The organism is Bradyrhizobium sp. KBS0727 (assembly GCF_005937885.2).
GTDB lineage: Bacteria > Pseudomonadota > Alphaproteobacteria > Rhizobiales > Xanthobacteraceae > Bradyrhizobium.
Map to the genome: position 1 here is coordinate 666,280 of NZ_CP042176.1, position 18,951 is coordinate 685,230.

13 protein-coding genes are annotated in these 18,951 nt (G+C 62.0%); 10 read left to right on the plus strand and 3 right to left on the minus strand.

Features of this window, described 5'->3' with window-relative positions:
• Positions 1-768: 768 nt before the first annotated feature.
• Complete coding sequence (locus FFI89_RS03130; RefSeq protein ID WP_138832809.1) at positions 769-1,716, minus strand: MBL fold metallo-hydrolase; 948 nt, start codon at positions 1,714-1,716, stop codon at positions 769-771.
• A gap of 240 nt (positions 1,717-1,956) precedes the next feature.
• Here FFI89_RS03130 and FFI89_RS03135 point away from each other — a divergent pair, with 240 nt between their 5' ends.
• Positions 1,957-2,901 (plus strand): LysR family transcriptional regulator, encoded by a 945-nt coding sequence (locus tag FFI89_RS03135; RefSeq protein ID WP_138832811.1) that lies wholly within the window; start codon positions 1,957-1,959, stop codon positions 2,899-2,901.
• 239 nt (positions 2,902-3,140) lie between these two features.
• Here FFI89_RS03135 and FFI89_RS03140 read toward each other — a convergent pair whose 3' ends face one another.
• Entirely contained in the window at positions 3,141-4,118 is a 978-nt protein-coding gene (locus FFI89_RS03140; protein ID WP_138836049.1) for an alpha/beta fold hydrolase, read from the minus strand.
• Between the two features lie 1,458 nt (positions 4,119-5,576).
• Positions 5,577-6,794: an ABC transporter substrate-binding protein gene (locus FFI89_RS03145; RefSeq protein WP_138832813.1), complete on the minus strand. Its 1,218-nt coding sequence runs from the start codon at positions 6,792-6,794 to the stop codon at positions 5,577-5,579.
• 222 nt (positions 6,795-7,016) lie between these two features.
• Between FFI89_RS03145 and FFI89_RS03150 the strand changes: the two genes are divergently transcribed.
• The 9 genes from FFI89_RS03150 to FFI89_RS03190 all read left to right on the plus strand — a co-directional run bounded on the left by FFI89_RS03150 (position 7,017) and on the right by FFI89_RS03190 (position 18,873).
• Positions 7,017-8,171, plus strand: a complete 1,155-nt coding sequence (locus tag FFI89_RS03150; protein ID WP_138832815.1) for an acyl-CoA dehydrogenase family protein — start codon at positions 7,017-7,019, stop codon at positions 8,169-8,171.
• Between the two features lie 180 nt (positions 8,172-8,351).
• Entirely contained in the window at positions 8,352-9,509 is a 1,158-nt protein-coding gene (locus tag FFI89_RS03155) for an acyl-CoA dehydrogenase family protein (RefSeq protein WP_138832817.1), read from the plus strand.
• Positions 9,510-9,542: 33 nt separating this feature from the next.
• Complete coding sequence (locus FFI89_RS03160) at positions 9,543-10,754, plus strand: acyl-CoA dehydrogenase family protein (protein WP_138832819.1); 1,212 nt, start codon at positions 9,543-9,545, stop codon at positions 10,752-10,754.
• 68 nt (positions 10,755-10,822) lie between these two features.
• Positions 10,823-11,479, plus strand: coding sequence for a glutathione S-transferase family protein (locus tag FFI89_RS03165; RefSeq protein WP_138832821.1), 657 nt, complete (start codon positions 10,823-10,825; stop codon positions 11,477-11,479).
• A gap of 192 nt (positions 11,480-11,671) precedes the next feature.
• Positions 11,672-12,517 (plus strand): AraC family transcriptional regulator, encoded by an 846-nt coding sequence (locus tag FFI89_RS03170; protein WP_138832823.1) that lies wholly within the window; start codon positions 11,672-11,674, stop codon positions 12,515-12,517.
• Positions 12,518-12,575: 58 nt separating this feature from the next.
• Positions 12,576-13,442 carry a 3-keto-5-aminohexanoate cleavage protein gene (locus FFI89_RS03175; RefSeq protein ID WP_138832825.1) on the plus strand — a complete coding sequence of 289 codons (867 nt, stop codon included), beginning with the start codon at positions 12,576-12,578 and terminating at the stop codon, positions 13,440-13,442.
• Positions 13,443-13,548: 106 nt separating this feature from the next.
• Positions 13,549-15,150: an AMP-binding protein gene (locus FFI89_RS03180; protein WP_138832827.1), complete on the plus strand. Its 1,602-nt coding sequence runs from the start codon at positions 13,549-13,551 to the stop codon at positions 15,148-15,150.
• Positions 15,151-15,286: 136 nt separating this feature from the next.
• On the plus strand, positions 15,287-16,903 hold the full coding sequence (locus tag FFI89_RS03185) for an acyl-CoA carboxylase subunit beta (RefSeq protein ID WP_138832829.1): 1,617 nt from the start codon (positions 15,287-15,289) through the stop codon (positions 16,901-16,903).
• A gap of 5 nt (positions 16,904-16,908) precedes the next feature.
• Positions 16,909-18,873 carry an acetyl-CoA carboxylase biotin carboxylase subunit gene (locus FFI89_RS03190; protein WP_168213140.1) on the plus strand — a complete coding sequence of 655 codons (1,965 nt, stop codon included), beginning with the start codon at positions 16,909-16,911 and terminating at the stop codon, positions 18,871-18,873.
• The last annotated feature ends 78 nt before the right edge of the window (positions 18,874-18,951 follow it).

The window sequence follows — 18,951 nt, forward strand, 5'->3', positions numbered from 1 at the left end:
GATCCTATCCCATATTGCCGGATGGAGCGGCCGAATTGGAAACCTGTCTTGCGTTGAGTGGTTGTGCCGGGGACGGGTCAACGTCATTCCGGGATGGTCCGAAGGACCAGACCCGGAATCTCGAGATTCTCGGATGTGCAATTGCACATCCTAGTTCGATGCTTCGCATCGCCCCGGAATGACGGCGCATCGATACGACTCCGCATTCTCGCGGCGCAATGCGCCCGGAGCTTTGCAAGGAAACCTTACCCCCTCCAATGAGAGGGCGCAGGGAAGACCGGGTGCGCGCCGCACCCGCGGTCTCGCGTGCAATGTGCATCAAAAAAATGCGCACACGAGCATACAGGTTTGGCGGAAGCCTCCGGCCTTCCCTGCGCAATGGCTTTACGGCTTATACGAGTTCGCCCCGGTGACCGGCTTTCTTGCCACCGTCATCCCTGAGGAGCGTTTGCTCCTCCTGAACTTGACGCCAGCACCGGGGCGTCAGGCCCACACGACTTCGCCGTACGCTCTTGCCACGCTCGTCATCGTGACCTTCGCGTCCACCGCATCCCATCCCGCGTCTGTGACGATCGCGAAACGCCCTCCGAGTGGAACGGGACGGGGGAGGTGTAAGGTTGATTTGGGGTCGCGGTCAAGAGCAATTTCGGAAAATCAGAAATTGAAGGGCCGCCGCTCAGGCGCAGATCGGCCGTGCGCGGCCTGACTTCCGAAGTGGATCCAGAGCAGTCCTGATTGCTTCGAATGTCGGCTTCCAATCGTGTCCGATCAAGGCGAAGTGCGGGCAGGCCGCCGAACCTCTACGTTCTCGCCCACTTCAATAACCATTAGGTCCTCGCCCACCTCCAGCGGCCCGGAGTAAGTCCTTCGCGTTGGCGGAATCAGATCCTGCTCGGTCGCGGTCGGCAGCACAATGTGCGAATACACGGCCAATTTAGGCTTTGTCCGCGAAAACACCTGGCCCGCCTCCTCGGCAGTCGTGTGATGGACAATAATGCTTTGAGCCCGCTCCGGGGATAAGCCCGCCCGCTGGAGGGTTTCGGGCGCGGCCACGTTGTGAACCAACACGTCCACGCCCTGGGAGTATCGGATGAGATTTTCTGAGATACGCGTATCCCCGGACAGCACGACCGAGCGCCCCGCATGATCGATCCTGTAGCCGAATGCCGGTTTCACCGGCGTGTGGTCCACCTCAAACGCAGTTATCTTCACGCCCTCCTTCTCGTAGACCACTCCTTCACCGATATCTTCGGCGAGCAAGACGGCACCGTCCGGCGAAATTTGATCGCCGTAAGGCCGAATACGGATGTCGTAATCGTACGCTTGCTCAAGGTATGACATCATTTTTTTGGTTCCTCTTGGGCCCCATACCTGGAGCGGAACATCCCGTCGAGAAACAAGCCACCCGGTCAACCACAAGTCTGGAAATCCGACCACGTGATCCGAGTGCAAGTGCGTGAGGAATACACCACTCACGTCCTGCCAACGGATGCCGATCTGGCGGAGGCGTTGCAGCGCACCGCGGCCTGCGTCAAAGAGAAATTTCTGTCCGCCAGCTTCCACCAGGGTACTTGGCCCGAAGCGATTCATCACCGGCGGTGGATTACCGGTACCCAGGAGCGTCACCTTGATCCCTTGCGCCTGCATGGCCACCGGGAGAAGGGCGCTGATAAATAATGCAGTAGCAACCACTCTGCAGCAAATGGTGGAGACCATGATGATCGGTCCTGCCTGGTTTCGAATCCAACGTTCGAGTCACACCTCCTCACTTGAGGCGTTGGTCACGCATGGTGGTCCTCTCTCCGCCGAACCTTCGACAGGTCCGGCGTTCAGCCAACAGACATCCAGCAAGCCGCAAGCCTGTTCGATCGTGACATGCGGACTATGCGCCGTGGAGACATACATATCCAATTCTGATATGTGATCGTTGCATAACTGTTTTGATAGGTCCGTGCCATGAAGTGGGTCGATCGCGTCGGACGTCATCTCAAGCTGCGAGACCTGCATATTCTGCTCGCGGTGGTGCAGCGGGGCAGCATGGCAAAGGCTGCGGCCGAACTCGCGATATCGCAGCCCGCGGTATCGAAAGCGATCGCGGACATGGAGCATATGTTCGGGCTCCGCCTGCTCGACCGGAGTCGCAGCGGCATAGAGCCGACAGCCTACGGCCGCGCCCTCGTCATGCGCGGCCAAGCGATTTTCGACGAGCTCAAACACGGCGTCGAGGAACTCGCAGTTCTCTCCGACCCGAGCGTCGGAGACCTGCGTATCGGCAGCACCGAGAGCGTCGCGGCCGGCTTTTTGCCTGCTGTCATCAAACGTTTCTCGCTCGAGCAGCCGCGTGTCAGACTCGACGTCGCGCAAACTGTGATGAGCAAGCTACATTATCGCGAGTTGCGCGAGCGCAGCATCGATCTGCTGATCGGCCGTATTCCGGCGCCGTTCGACGAGGACGACCTCGAGGCGGAAGTTGTGTACAATGATGACACCGTGGTGATTGCGGGCCGGCAGAGCAAATGGGCGAAGTCGCGCAAGCTCAAGCTCGCCGACCTCGCCGGTGAACGCTGGATACTGCCGCCGCGGGATACGATGCATGGCGCAGGCGTACCAAAAGTATTTCGCGACAGCGGCTCCGAAATGCCACCTGCGCCCATCACGACCCTTTCAATTCATTTATGCCTCCGGCTGGTGGCGGGCGCACAATTTGTGACGATGCTTCCAGCCTCGGTACTGGGCTTCGGCAACAGAGACGAATCTCTCAAAGTCCTTCCAATCAACATTCCCGTGCGGCGGCGGCCTGTCGCAATCGTAACCCTCAAGAATCGTACGCGCAGCCCGGCAGCAAAGCTTTTCATTGAATGCGTCCATCGGACGGCGAGAGAGGACGCGAAGGCGCCGTAGCGCGTACACAGCGAGAAGCAGGCTAATCCAAGCGGGAGATGCTGAGGAGGAATGGCGCTTTGGGTCACGGCGAGTTGGCTGTCGCGAAACTCAACGATATAGCCGTCCTTGATCGGACGGTAGTCGGTCGGTGAGGTGTTGAGGGTGATGCCGGCCTGCCCCGTTGACGAATGCACGAATGCCACGACCAGCATCGTCGTATCGCCGAAAACATACGCCTGGGTTCAGGCCTTGCAGGCTCAAGATTTGGAGATGCCCGCGATCAGCGCCTTGTCAAAACCTTCGGGGTCCGTCATTTGCGGCGCGTGGCCGAATTCGGGAAACTCGATGAGCTTCGCGCCGGGAATGGCCTTGGCGGCGGCTTTGCCCAGTTCGGGATAATTTCCAAGCTTCGGCCGAAGCTCCGGAGGTGCGAAATCCTTGGCAATGGCCGTGGTGTCTTTCTGGCCGATCATGAGCAAGGTCGGCACCGAGATTTCCGGAAACCGGTACAGCACGGGTTGGGTCATGATCATGTCGTAGATCAGCGCCGAATCCCAGGCGACGGCTTCCTTGCCCGGACCTTTGTTGAGGCCGGCGAGCATCTGGACCGCGCGTTCGTAGCGATCCTCCCATTTGCCCGCATAGTAGGTCGATTTCTCGTAGGCACGGATTCCATCGGCATTGGTCTTCAGCTCACGCGCGTACCATTGGTCGACCGAGATCGGAGGCACGCCCTTAGCGGACCAGTCCTCGAGCCCGACGGGGTTGACCATCACGAGGTGGCTGACGTCCTGCGGATAGATCAGCGAATAATGTGCCGCCAGCATGCCTCCGGTCGAATGACCGATCACAACCGGCTTTTCGATGCCGAGGCTGGCCAGCAGTTCATGGGTGTTGCCGGCAAGCTGCTTGAAGGTGAACTGGTAAGCGGCGGGCTTGCTCGACTTGCAGAAGCCGATCTGATCCGGCGCGATCACACGATAGCCGGCCGCGACCAGGTCCTTGATGGTCGGCTCCCAGGTGGCGGCGCAAAAATTCTTTCCGTGCAACAGCACCGCCGTCTGTCCGTTCGGGCGGTCCGGCTTGACGTCGAGATAGGCCATCTGCAGCGACTGCCGCTGCGACGTGAAAGCAAAGTGCTGAAGTGGATACGGATAGTCGAACCCTTCTAGTTCCGGCCCGTAGGCCGGTGTTGCGTCGGTCGGCTGCTGGGCCGCCAGAGGTCCCACGACCATAGCCGCTGAAAGCGCTACGCCGACGAAGGTCGTCCGTATCCGGAATTTCATGGTTTTTCCCGCAAATCGTTGGGAGATTTCGAACTCTCTCCCTTGCTGACTATCGCCAAGCGGGCTGCGCCGATAGTCAAAATCCCTTGATGCACCGGATCGGCCGGCGCCATGCAACGGGCCGCCGGGCGCACTGTGCGCAAGATCGTTGTTCCGACGTCAAAACTGCTCGGCGTGCAACAAAGCGGAAGTGCGCTCCGGCTCACTTTCGGACGTCGAAAGCCTGCATCGGTGCGACGTCTGTTTATGCTCGATGAGGTGACAAAATCGGTCCGCGTGCGCAGGTCAGAAAGGTGCCAAAAAGCGGAACTCGCACCTAACGACTTCGGCGGCCCCAGCGCGAAAGCGTTTCGTAAATAGCCCCAGCAAACGCTGCAAGGCCAAGGATTATTAGAAGGACGTTTCCACCAAACTCATACGCGAATAGGTATGGGTCGGCTGCATAAGCCACCGTGCGATGGAAGCCACGGTGCAACGCTATTTGTCCGGTCTCATGCCATTCATATAGAGCCTGCCCACCTACAGAAATGAAAGCGATGCCCATCGCGGCCAGCCCTAAGTTGTACCAACGCTCTTTCATCTGCGAGACTGTTGTCTGAACCTATTGCCGCTTAATGAATGGGCGCTTCAGAAATGTCCGCTAACCGAATGCGCGGCGCAAGCTAATGGCACACCATAGGCCGCACATCATAACAATGATGCGGAGGGCTTGCTGGTAGCTCTTGGGAATGCGCAACAGATTTACGGCAAGCATAGCAACAATTGTTCCCGTGAATGTCAAAGCGATAGCCAAATCAGCGTGTCCTTTGTGAGCTCGATGGCGGGGACTGTATCGCGCTCGGAACAAGTAAGCATAAATCGATTTGCTACATCTGGTTGCGTCGTATTAATAGTTGGTTTGGAATTTCTCACTGCAATAGGGCTTTAGCATTGAATAGACGCTCATCGTTTCTATTGCTTCAGCAGGCACGCCGTGGAGATTTTTGCAGGCATCTTCTACCTTTTCGGCCTTATCTTTGGATGGCCGATACGTGCGTTCCGCCGATGGTTGGATCGACAGCCAGATCGCAACCCGTCTCAAATATCTACATTGCACAAGGTTGGCCGGTTAGCGTTAGCCGCGAGTTTGACGCTTGCTATTTTGATCCCACTGGGATGGCTACTTTTTAGATGACCTAATCCCGTGGACGGTACGGCCCTTTGAGTCAAGAGCTGGCCGGGCCGCCTTGAAGTCCGACTTCGGCAATACCTGTGGGCGCCTTAAATTGAGGCCGTCATGCCCGGCCTTGTCCGGGCATCCACGTCTTTTCTTGGCCCGATGCAGCTAAGACGTGGATGCCCGGGACAAGCCCGGGCATGACGAGCAAGGAGGCCCGACTATGATGCGTTGCTTTCACGCCAGCCTCGTCACGACCCGCCGTGCAGCAATTCGCTGATCACGGCGAGCTGGCTGTCGCGAAACTCGACCATGTAGCCGTCCTTGATCGGGCGGTAGTCGGTCGGCGAAGTGTTGAGGGTAATGCCGGGCAGCAGCATCGACAGCGGGACGCCTTTGAGGTTGGCGGCCTGGGCCATGATGTTGGCGCGGCTCAGATCGTTCTTGCACTGCTCCAGCACCACGACCAGCGCTTGCGCCACCATGTAGCCGTAGCCGGCGGCGAAGTTCGCCGGATCGACATTGGGCAGCCGCGCCTTCATGAAATCGCCGTAGGCGACGAGGCCAGGATCCTTGGAGTCGGGCAGATAAGGTTTCAGCGAAACCACCGACATGATGCCGTGAGACGCATCGAGCCCGGCCGGCACCATCACGGTGTCCTTGTTGGCGCAGCCCGAGGCGATGAAGCGCATCGGCCGCCAGCCGGTTTCATAGGCCTTGCGGATCGCCTGCGCGCAGGCGCGCGGGGTCACGCTGTAGATCAGGAAGACGTCGGCCTTGGTGTTGGCGAGCGTCAGGATCTGCGAGTCCACCGTAGGATCGGCGACCTCGAAGCTCGAGGCCATCGCGATCGCGTTGTCGGCGTCGGCGCCGAGTGCTTCCTTGACGCCGCGCAGATAGTCCTTACCGGCATCGTCGTTCTGGTAGAGGATCGCAAAGCGCGCATTGGGATTTTTGGCGCGCGCAAAGCGCACCTCGATGCCGGCTTCCTCGACATAGTTGGGCGCCCACGGCAGCGCCATCAGCCAGGGCTGCGTCGCCGGCTCGTTCCATTTCGAGGCGGAGGAGATCAGGAACAAATGCGGCACCTTGGCGCCGTTGAGATATTTGGCGGTCGCCGAGCTGGGCGCGGTGCCCATGGTTCCGAACATGAAAGCGACGTTGTCGTTCTCGACCAGCCGGCGGGTGGCCTCGACCGTCTTCGGCGGCGAGAAGCCGTCGTCGAGCGAGATCATGTTGAGCTTGCGGCCGTTGACGCCGCCCTTTTCGTTGATCATGTCGAAATAGGCGGCAAACACCTTGCCGGTGACGCTGAGCGCCGACGCCGGCCCGCTATACGGCATGATATTGCCGAACTTGATTTCGGTATCGGTGATGCCGGGCTGCTGGGCCGAGGCCGCCGTCCCGGCCGCAAGCGACAGCGTGACTGACAAAACGGCGGCGGGGACGAACTGGCTCGATCGGATCATGCTTCATCCTCCCCGGTGAACGACCGTATGTGCTATTTTGTCTTTTTGGAAGGCTAGGCAGGCCACAGGTGATTGTCCAGCCGCTGAACGCAAGTTTGCGCGGGCCAAATCAGGGCAACCTGACCTTTATATTGGAGCATGATCTCCGCGCAAACGCCCCCCGGCGTTTGTCGCGAGGGAAAACCGGTACCTACTTTTCCGGATCATGCTCGGGAGGAAATCATGCTGGAACGAAGCCGGGTACAAAACCCCTTCTACACGCCGGAGCACGAAGCGTTTCGCGACGTGATGCGCCGCTTTGTTTCGCGCGAGATCGAGCCCTATGCCCATGAATGGGATGAGGCCGGCGAGTTTCCGCGCGAACTCTATGCCAAGGCATCCGAGATCGGGCTGTTGGGGCTCGGCTTCCCCGAGGAGTTTGGCGGCGTGCCCGCCGACCAGTTCATGAAGATCGTGGCCTCGCAGGAACTGGCGCGCGCCGGCGCCGGCGGGGTCAGTTCGAGCCTGATGAGCCACACCATCGGTTCGCCCCCGATCGCGCGCGCCGCCCGCCCCGAGGTGAAGGCGCGGGTGCTGCCGGACGTATTGGCCGGCAGGAAAATCTCGGCGCTGGCGATCACCGAGCCGAGCGGCGGCTCCGATGTCGCCAACCTCCGCACCAAGGCGCGGCGCGACGGCGACCATTATGTCGTCAGCGGCGAGAAGACGTTTATCACCTCGGGCATGCGGGCCGATTATCTCACTGTCGCGGTGCGCACCGGCGGCGAGGGGCCGGGCGGGGTCAGCATGCTCTTGATCGAAGGTGATACGCCGGGGTTGTCGCGCACCAAGCTCAAGAAGATGGGCTGGTGGGCGTCGGACACCGCCACCTTGCATTTCGACGAGTGCCGGGTGCCGGTCGAAAACCTGATCGGCGAGGAAGGCCAGGGCTTCAAGATCATCATGCATAACTTCAACAGCGAGCGCATGGGCATGGCGGCGGGCTGCACGGCCTATGCGCGTGTCTGCCTCGAGGAAGCCATTGCCTATGCCAAGGAGCGCAAAACCTTCGGCAAGCCGATTTCGCAGCACCAGGTGATCCGTCACAAGCTGGTCGACATGGCGCAGAAGGTGGCGGCGTCGCAGGCGATGCTGGAAATGCTGGCGTGGCGGCTCGGGCAGGGCGAGAGCCCGGTCGCCGAGATCTGCATGATGAAGAACCAGGCGACCCAGACCATGGCGTTCTGCGCCAGTGAAGCCGTGCAGATTTTCGGCGGCGCCGGCTTCATGCGCGGCGTCAAGGTCGAGCGCATCTACCGCGAGGTCAAGGTCAACGCCATCGGCGGCGGCACCGAGGAGATCATGAAGGATCTCGCGTCAAGGCAGATGGGGTTGTGATACGCGCCGTCGTTCCGGGGCGCGCCGTCAGGCGCGAACCTCAGATGTGCAATCGCACATCGGGGAACCTAGAGATGAGTAAAACAGAGATGAGTAAAACAATGTCGAACTTCTCCGATGTGCAATTGCACATCGTAGTTCGCTCGCTTCGCATCGCCCCGGAATGACGAGAGGACAAAGATGCTCTTCACCGCCGACCACGACGAACCGCGCCGCATCCTGCAGAAATTCATCGCGGCCGGGATCAATCCGTTCGTCGACGAATGGGAGAAGGCGGATATCTTTCCCGCCCATGCGCTGTTCAAGAAGCTCGGCGATCTCGGCTTTCTCGGCCTCAACAAGCCCGTCGAATTCGGCGGTCAGGGGCTCGACTACAGCTATGCGCTGATGATGGCCGAAGAGCTCGGCGCCATCACCTGCGGCGGCGTGCCGATGGCGATCGGGGTGCAGACCGACATGGCGACGCCGGCGCTGGCGCGGTTTGGTTCCGATGAGGTTCGTCGCGAGTTCCTGGCGCCCGCGATCGCGGGCGACATGGTGGCCTGTATCGGCGTGTCGGAGCCGGGCGCCGGCTCCGACGTCGCCTCGATCAAGACCAATGCCCGCTCCGATGGCGATGACTATGTCATCAATGGCGGCAAGATGTGGATCACCAACGGCACGCAGGCCGACTGGATTTGCCTGCTCGCCAATACCAGCGACGGCCAGGTCCATCGCAACAAGTCGCTGATCTGCGTGCCCATGAAGAGCAAGGGCGTCCAGATCGCGCGCAAGCTCGACAAGATGGGCATGCGTTCCTCCGACACCGCGCAAATCTTCTTCGACAACGTCCGGGTGCCGAAGCGCAACCGCATCGGCGAGGAAGGCCAGGGTTTTTCCTACCAGATGGTGCAGTTCCAGGAGGAGCGGCTGTGGGGCGCGGCCGCCTGCCTCAAGGCGCATGAATACATCATCCATGAGACGATCGAATACACCCGCAATCGCAAGGCGTTCGGCAAATCGATCCTCGACAACCAGACCGTCCATTTCAAGCTGGCGGAAATGCAGACCGAAGTCGAGCTGCTGCGCGCGCTGATCTATCGCGCCGCCGAAGCGCTGGTCGCGGGCGAGGACGTCACAAGACTGGCGACGATGGCGAAACTCAAGGCGGGACGTTTGGGCCGGGAACTGACCGATGCCTGTCTGCAGTTCTGGGGCGGCATGGGGTTCATGAACGAAACGCCGGTGAGCCGGGCCTATCGCGACAGCCGCCTGACCTCGATCGGCGGCGGCGCCGACGAGGTGATGCTGACGGTGCTGTGCAAGATGATGGGCACGCTGCCGGGCGCCAAGAAATAGGGCAGGAAAATAAGGAATAAGGACGGTGTGACCATGTTCTACGAACAGAGCCAGAAGATCACCGAGCTGAGGCATCGCCTTGAATCGTTCATGGATCGCCATGTCTATCCGAACGAGGAGCGGTTCTATAAGGAGGCCGAGGATCTGGGGCCGTGGAAGGTTTATCCTGTTGTCGAGGAGTTGAAGCCAAAGGCCCGTGAGGCCGGCCTCTGGAATCTCTTTCTGCCCGAAAGCGAGCGCGGCGCCGGCCTGACCAATCTCGAATATGCGCCGCTGTGCGAGGTGATGGGGCGGTCGCATCTGGCGCCCGAGCTGTTCAACTGCTCGGCGCCCGACACCGGTAACATGGAAGTTCTGGCGCGCTATGGCACCAGGGAGCATCAGGAGCGGTGGCTGAAGCCGCTGCTATCAGGCGAAATCCGGTCCTGCTTTGCCATGACCGAACCGGCCGTTGCCTCCAGCGACGCCACCAATATCGAGAGTTCGATCGTCCGCGACGGCGATGACTACGTCATCAACGGCCGCAAGTGGTACACGACCAATGCCACCGACCCGCGCTGCAAGATCTGCATCTTCATGGGCAAGACCGATCCCGCCAACCCGGATCGCCATCGGCAGCAGTCGATGATCCTGGTGCCGATGGATACATCAGGCGTGACGGTTCTGCGGCCGATTCCCGTTTTCGGATTCTACGGCGTGCCTGACCGGGCGTCGGAAGTCGTATTCAGCAATGTGCGCGTTCCCGCGTCAAACATGCTGCTCGGCGAGGGGCGCGGCTTCGAGATCGCGCAGGGGCGTCTCGGCCCCGGCCGCATTCATCACTGCATGCGGTTGATCGGGCTTGCCGAACGGACGCTGGAGAAGATGTGCGTTCGGACCCGGAGCCGGGTTGCCTTCGGCAAGCCGGTTTCGGAGCAAACGGTGACGCAGGAGCGGATCGCGGAATCGCGCATCATGATCGAGCAGTCGCGGCTCCTGACCCTTCATGCCGCCCACATGATGGATACCGTCGGCAACCGAACCGCAAGGGCCGAGATCGCGATGATCAAGGTGGCGGTGCCGAACATGGCCTGTCAGGTCATCGACTGGGCGATCCAGGCGCATGGCGGCGCCGGCACCAGCAACGATTTCGGACTGGCGGCAGCCTATGCCACGGCGCGTCTGCTTCGTCTGGCCGATGGCCCCGATGAAGTCCATCGCAACCAGATTGCGCGTCTTGAACTGAAAAAGCACAGCAACGGCTGACATGCGCTCCATGGTGCTCGCGCCGCGCCTGTCTTAAACTGACCTGAAATAATTCAAGGGAACGCCTGATGATCACGCTCTATCACTGCGACGGTGCACGCTCGTTTCGTCCGCTCTGGATGCTGGAAGAGCAGGGGCTGCCTTACGAACTCAAAATGCTGCCGTTCCCGCCGCGGGTGTTCGCCAAGGAATACATGGCGATCAATCCGCTCGGTACCATTCCCTTCATGGTCGATGGCGAGACCAAGATGACGGAATCCTCGGGCATCTGCCATTACCTCGGCACCCGGCATGGGCCGACGCCGCTGGTGGTCGGGGTGGATGAGCCGGCCTACGGCGCCTTCCTCAACTGGATGTATTTCAGCGACGCCACGCTGACCTTTCCGCAAACGCTGGTGCTGAGATACAGTCAGCTCGAGCCGGAAGAGCGCCGCAATCCGCAGGTCTCCGGCGATTACGCCAAATGGTTTCTCGGCCGGCTCCGGGCGGTCGAGGCCGCCACAGCCACCGCCGAGACCCTGTGCGCCGGCCGGTTTACCGCCGCCGATATCGCGATCGGCTACGCGCTGCGTTTGGCCGGTAACATCGGGCTCGCCAAGGATTTTGGGCCCAATGTCAGGGCATATTGGGACCGGTTGCAGCAACGCGACGGTTACAAGCGCGCCGTGGCGGCGGAACAAAAGGCCGGTGTCGAACAGGGTGTGAAGGCCAGGGTGCGGCCCTGATGGGTTGCCGTCATTCCGGGGCGATGCGAAGCATCGAACCCGGAATCTCGAGAATCCCCGGGGTGCAATTGCACCCCTGAGGTTCGCTTCGCGCCCCGGAATGACCGTTTTTGTTCGTCTGGTCAGCCCCCCATTTTGCGCTATGGTTGACCCCGTCGCAGCGGCCTAAGAGCCGCGCGAGGAGGATCTGCCATGGACGACATCGGTCACAAGAGCGGTCACAAATCCGGCCACCTGATGCTGATCACCCCGGAACGCGTGTTTTACGCGGGCCTGCTCGGCCGCCCGCGGGCGCGCTGCTCGGGCGCCTTCAATATCTATGTCGCGATCGAGGGCGGGCTGTGGCTCACCACTGCCGACGGCCGTGAGACCTTTTGTGAACTGGCCGCCGTGTTGCCGAACGTCCGGCACACCATCGCCAGCGACTACCGCTCAGTGATCAGTCTCGTGATCGAGCCGGAAAGCGTTCCCCCGGGTGTCTTCGAGGATCTCGTCAAGCGTCTCTCGGGACCCGAGAGCGAACATTTCGCCAACCGGATTCGCGCCGCCCATCGCGCTTTACGCGAGCGCCAGGGCAATGACGATGGCAGCGACGATATCTCCAATGCCGAATTCGATTGCCTGTGCCTCGGCGAGGCGCTGCCGCGACGCGCGCTCGATCCGCGGGTGGCGCGCTCGATCGTGCAGATCGGAAAATTCTGCGGCGAACCGGTGACGGCGGCAAGCTGCGCCGCGGAGGCGGGGCTGTCGCCGTCGCGCTTCCTGCATCTGTTCAAGGAAGAGACCGGAATCTCGTTCCGCTCGTTCCGCGCCTGGAAGCGCGCGCGGCATCTGCTGCACTTCGCCAACCAGGACATCAACCTCGCGCATCTCGCGCAGGATATCGGCTATCCCGACTCGACGCATTTCAGCCACTCGATCCGCCGCTTCTACGGCTTGAAGCCGCGGGCGATCTTTTCCGGCTCGCGCGACCTTGCGATCTATTCGAGCGGTCGCACCGAGGCCGACAATAGCGCATGGACGCAAGAAGCCAGTTGATGCCGGCCGCATGATCGCGAAAGCAATCCAAAGCTTCCGCACATCAAAAGGCTGATCCATGGGCGACAAGGCCGTCATTACCTGCTCGCTGAACGGCGTGCTGACCGATCCGAAACAGCACAACGTGCCTGTCACGCCCGAGCAGATGGCGCGCGAGGCCAAGGCCGCGTTCAACGCCGGCGCCAGCGTCATGCATGTCCATCTGCGCCAGCAGGAGCCGAACAAGGGCCACCTGCCGTCTTGGGACGTCAGCGTGTCAAAAGAGATCCAGCAGGCGATCCGCGAGGCCTGTCCGGGCGTCATCATCAACCACACCACGGGTACGTCGGGGCCGAATTATCAAGGCGCGCTCGATTGTGTGCGCGAGACCAGGCCCGAGATCGCGGCCTGCAACGCCGGCTCGCTGAACTATCTCAAGGTCAAGTCCGACAATACCTGGGCATGGCCGCCGATGATGTTCGATAACGCGGTCGAGAAGGTGCAGGACTATCTCGACGTCATGAAAGTGGCCGGGACGATCCCGGAATTCGAATGCTTCGACGTCGGCATCGTGCGCTGCGTCAACATGTACCGGCAGACCGGGATGTATGCCGGGCCGCTGGAGTATAATTTCGTGATGGGCGTCGCCTCCGGCATGCCGGCCGATCCGGAACTGCTGCCGATCCTGTTGAAGCTGAAGCTACCGGATGCGCGCTGGCAGGTCACCGCGATCGGGCGTGGCGAAATCTGGCCGCTGCACCAGCGCTGCGCTGATTTGGGCGGCCACCTGCGCACCGGCCTCGAAGACACCTTCTATCTCGCCGACGGCACCAAAGTGACCTCGAACGGGCAGTTGATCGAAGCCATCGCCGCCTGTGCCCGGCGCGCCGGCCGCGAGATCGCCAGCCCCGCCGAAGCGCGGCAGATTTTCGGGACCAGGCATTAACGGCACACACCGTCATTCCGGGGCGATGCGAAGCATCGAACCCGGAATCTCGAGGTTCCGGGTTCGTCCTTCGGACGCCCCGGAACGACAAGAGGAGATCATCGGCATGACCAACCTCACCGCAACCGGCGGCGTGCCTGGGCCGGGCCGGATCGGCCGCGTCGCGATCGGCGATTTGCTCAAGCGCGCGGCGGCGCGGTTTCCCGATCGCGTGGCGCTGACCGACGGCGCGCGCCGCGTCACCTTCACCGAGATCGAGCGCGACGCCAACCGCTTCGCCAACTATCTTGTTGGACGCGGGTTGAGGCCGGGCGACAAGATTTCGACGATCTGCAACAACTCGGTCGAATTCGTCAAAGCGCTGTTCGGCATTCACCGCGCCGGCCTGGTCTGGGTGCCCATCAACACCATGCTCGGCCCGGTCGATATGGACTACATCCTCGACCATGCCGAGGTTCGCTTCGCATTGATCGACGATGTCATGCATGCGCAGCCCGACCGCCGCGCCGCGCTGGAAAGGCGCGGCATGCAGATGATCGCGATCGATCTCGCCGGCAACGTCGCAGCGACGGGGCTTGAGAACTTCACCGATCTGATCAAGGACCAGTCCGAGATCGAACCCGAGATCGATTTCGACGACCGCGACCTCGCGATGATCATCTACACCTCGGGCACCACCTCGCGGCCGAAGGGCGCGATGCATTGCCACCTGGCCGTGGTGATGGCCGTGATGAGCAACGCCATCGAGATGAAGCTCGGCCGCGAAGACGGCATCACCGGGCAGTTTCCGCTGTTCCATTGCGCCGGCCATGTGCTGCTGCTGAGCTATCTGTCGGTCGGCGGGCGGATGGCGCTGATGCGCGGTTTCGATCCCGTGGTCTGCATGGAAGCCATCGTCCGCGACAAGCTCACGGTATTCGTCGGGCTGTCGCTGATGTACCAGGCCATCCTCGATCACCCGCGCCGCAAGGAGTTCGACCTCTCGGGCTTGCGGACCTGCATCTACACCATGGCGCCGATGGGCCGTCCGCTGCTGGAGCGCGCGATATCAGACATGTGTCCGAACTTCGTGCTCACCTCGGGTCAGACCGAGATGTATCCGGCCACCACGATGTCGCAACCGGACCGCCAACTCGAACGCTTCGGCAATTACTGGGGTGAATCGCTGATCGTCAACGAGACCGCTATTATGGACGACAACGGCAACCTGCTGCCGCGCGGCGAGGCCGGCGAACTCGTGCATCGCGGGCCGAACGTGATGATGGGCTACTACAAGGACCCGAAGGCGACCGAAGAGGCGCGCAAGTTCGGCTGGCATCATACCGGCGACCTCGCCTTGATCGACGCGCACGGCGAGGTGCTGTTCCTCGACCGCAAGAAGGACATGATCAAGTCCGGCGGTGAGAACGTCGCCTCCGTCAAGATCGAGGAGACGCTGCTGGCCCATCCCGCGGTGCAGAACGCCGCGGTCGTCGGCCTGCCGCATCCGCAATGGGGCGAGGCGGTATCCGCCTTCGTCAAGCTGAAGCCGGGTGCCCAGGCCGATGAAGCCGCGATTGCCGAACATTGCCGCAAGCATCTCGGCGGCTTCCAGGTGCCGAAATTCATTCGCATCCTCGACGAAATGCCGATGACCGCGACCGGGAAATTGCGCAAGGTAGAATTGCGCCAGTCCTTCAGCGAACATTTTACCGGGAAGAGTGCGTGATGATGGTCAACCCTATCAACGTCATTCCGGGGCGGCGCGAAGCGTCGAACTCCGATGTGCAATTGCACATCGGAGAATCTCGAGATTCCGGGTCTGGTCCTTCGGACCATCCCGGAATGACGGAGTGAGATAATTCATGGCTATCCTTGAATCGACGATTGCGACCGGCGGGGCCGCTTACAAGGCCAACCGCGACGGCATGCTGGCGCTGATCGCGCGGATGCGCATGCTGGAGGAGCGAACGCGAGCCGCTTCCGCCGGCGCCAAGGATCGCTTCCACAAGCGCGGCCAGTTGCTGCCGCGCGAGCGCGTGGCGCTGGTGCTCGATCCCGGCACGCCCTTTATCGAACTGTCGACGCTTGCCGGCTACATGTTCGACGTGCCGGACGCGGACAAGAGCGTCCCCGGTGGCGGGTTGATCGCCGGGATCGGCTTCGTCGCCGGCATCCGCTGCATGATCAGCGCCAATGATTCCGGCATCGATGCCGGCGCGCTGCAGCCTTATGGGCTCGACAAGACGATACGGGTGCAGGAACTGGCGCTGGAGAACAAGCTGCCTTACGTGCAACTGGTCGAAAGCGCCGGCGCCAATCTGCTGCGTTACCGCGTCGAGGATTTCGTTCGCGGCGGCAACATTTTTCGCAATTTGGCGCGGCTGTCCGCTGCAGGTCTACCCGTGGTCACCGTGACTCACGGCTCGTCGACGGCAGGCGGCGCCTATCAAACGGGACTGTCCGATTACATCGTGATGGTGCGCGGTCGCACCCGCGCCTTCCTGGCCGGGCCGCCGCTGCTCAAGGCCGCCACCGGCGAGATTGCGACCGAGGAGGAACTCGGCGGTGCCGAGATGCACACCTCGATTTCCGGGCTCGGCGATTATCTCGCCGAAGACGACCGCGACGCGTTGCGCATCGCGCGCGACATCATGGCCAATCTGGAATGGGACCGGCCGAAGCCGACTGAGCCCGCCTGGCGCCCGCCGCGTTACGACCAGGAAGAACTGCTCGGCATCATGGCGATGGACCACAAGCGCCCCGTCGACATGCGGCAGGTGATCGCGCGGATCATCGACGATTCCGACTTTACCGAATTCGGCGCCAATTACGGTCCCGCCACCGTCTGCGGTCACGCCCGTATCGAGGGCCAGGCGATCGGGATCATCACCAACAACGGGCCGCTCGATGTGCCCGGCGCCAACAAGGCAACGCATTTCATCCAGGCCTGCTGCCAGTCGCGCACGCCGATTCTCTACATGAACAACACGACTGGCTACATGGTGGGCAAGGCCTATGAGGAAGCCGGCATGATCAAGCATGGCTCCAAGATGATCCAGGCCGTCACTTCGGCGACAGTGCCGCAGATCACCATCTATTGCGGCGCATCGTTCGGCGCCGGCAATTACGGCATGTGCGGCCGCGGCTTCCATCCGCGCTTCTGCTTCTCCTGGCCCAACGCCAAGACCGCGGTTATGGGCGGCGAACAGGCGGCCGAAACCATGGCGATCGTGACCGAGGCCGCAGCTATCAGGCGCGGCAAGCCGATCGAAAAGGAAAAGCTCGACGCGATGAAGGCCCAGATAACAGGCGTGTTCGACGGCCAGATGGACGTGTTCTCGACCAGCGCGCGCGTGCTCGACGACGGCGTGATCGACCCGCGCGATACCCGCAGCGTGCTCTCGGAGGTGCTGGCGATCTGCCGCGAGGCCGAGGCGCGCATCCCCCAGCGCATGCAATTCTCGGTCGCGCGCCCATGACCATGATGAAGCGGACGCCGTTCTTCAAGATACTGATCGCCAATCGCGGCGAGATCGCGCTGCGGATCATGCGCACCGCGCGCCGGCTCGGCTATGGCGTGGTTGCAGTCTATTCCGATGCCGACCGCGATGCGCTGCATGTCCGCGAGGCCGATCAGGCGGTGCGTATCGGCGAGGCATTGCCGTCGCAATCCTATTTGCGGATCGACGCCATCATCGCTGCGGCAAAGGCCTCCGGCGCCGGCGCGGTGCATCCCGGTTATGGCTTCCTCGCCGAGAACGAAGATTTTGCGCAGGCCTGCCGCGACGCCGGGCTGGTGTTCATCGGACCGTCGCCGGAAGCGATCCGGGCGATGGGTAATAAGGCCGGTGCCAAGGACATCATGCTGAAGGCCGGCGTTCCCTGCGTGCCCGGTTATCAGGGCGCGGACCAGAGCGACGCCGCGATGCTGAAGGAGGCCAAAAAGATCGGCTTTCCCGTGATGATCAAGGCCGTCGCCGGCGGCGGCGGGCGCGGCATGCGGCTGGTCGCGGACGCGGCTGCGTTTCCGGACGCGCTGCGCAGTGCGCGCTCCGAGGCGCAGGGTGCGTTCGGCGATCCCACCGTGATCCTGGAGCGCGCCATTGTCGATCCCCGGCATATCGAGGTCCAGGTGTTTGGCGACCGCTACGGCAACGCCATTCATCTCGGCGAGCGCGATTGCTCGGTGCAACGCCGGCACCAGAAACTGATCGAGGAAGCGCCGTCTCCGGCGGTGACGCCGAGACTGCGGGCACGGATGGGCGCGGTCGCCGTCGATGCGGTGAGGGCGCTGCGCTACGAGGGCGCCGGCACGCTGGAATTCCTGCTCGACCCGAACGGCGAGTTCTATTTCATGGAAATGAATACGCGGTTGCAGGTCGAGCATCCCGTCACCGAGGCGATCACCGGGCTCGATCTGGTCGAGCTGCAACTGCGCGTCGCCAGCGGCGAGCCGCTCGGACTGGTGCAGGAGGATATCAAATTCTCCGGCCATGCGATCGAGGTGCGGTTGTGTTCGGAAGACGCCGACCATGATTTCATGCCGCAATCCGGCAGGATGGCGCTGTGGCAGATGCCCGAGGGCGTCCGTGTCGAGCATGCGCTGCAGTCGGGTTCCGAGATTCCGCCGTTCTACGATTCGATGATCGCCAAGGTCATCAGCCATGGAACCGACCGCAACGAGGCGCGCGGCAAGCTAATCTGCGGCCTGGAGCAGACCGCGGCCTTCGGCGTTACCACCAATCAGGGCTTCCTGATCTCCTGCCTGCGTCATCCCGGTTTTGCCGCGGGTAAGGCGACGACGGCCTTCATCGGCAATCATCGTGGCGAGCTGCTGGTGCCGCGTGCCGATGACAGAGCGGAGGCCGCGCTGGCCGCGTTGCTGCTTTATGCGACCCATCCGAACGCGCCGCCCTGGCGTCCCGGGCGTTCCCTGGTGGCGGCGTTTCCGTTGACGACGCGGATCGATCTTGGTCATGGCGTGCACGAGGTCGACATCGTGCGCGAACGCGACGGCGGCTATCTGGCGTCCTTCGAGGGTGGCGAGCAGCGCTTCGAAATCGATGAACTGGGCCGCGATACAATTCGCTTTCGTTTCAACGGGACGATGGAATCCGCAAGATTCCTGCGCGATGGCGACCAGCTCTATGTTCTGCATCGCGGCGTCACGATCGGCGTCCGCGACCTGACGCTGGCGGCCCCGGTCTCGGCCGCTGCCAGCGGTGGCGACGGCAAGGTGCGCGCGGCGATGAACGGCCGCGTCGTCGCGGTGCTGGTGAAGCCGGGCGACAAGGTCGCGGCGGGGCAACCGGTGATGACGCTGGAAGCGATGAAGATGGAGCACGTGCACACGGCCGGCGTTGCCGGCATGGTCTTGGCAATTGATGTCGCCGAGGGCGAGCAGGTGACGACGGGGAAGATCGTCGTGGAGATCGAGGCGGCGGTCTAATTCTCTCGGCCGTCATTGCGAAAAGCGAAGCGACGAAGCAATCCATGCTTCCTTCGCGGCACAATGGATTGCTTCGCT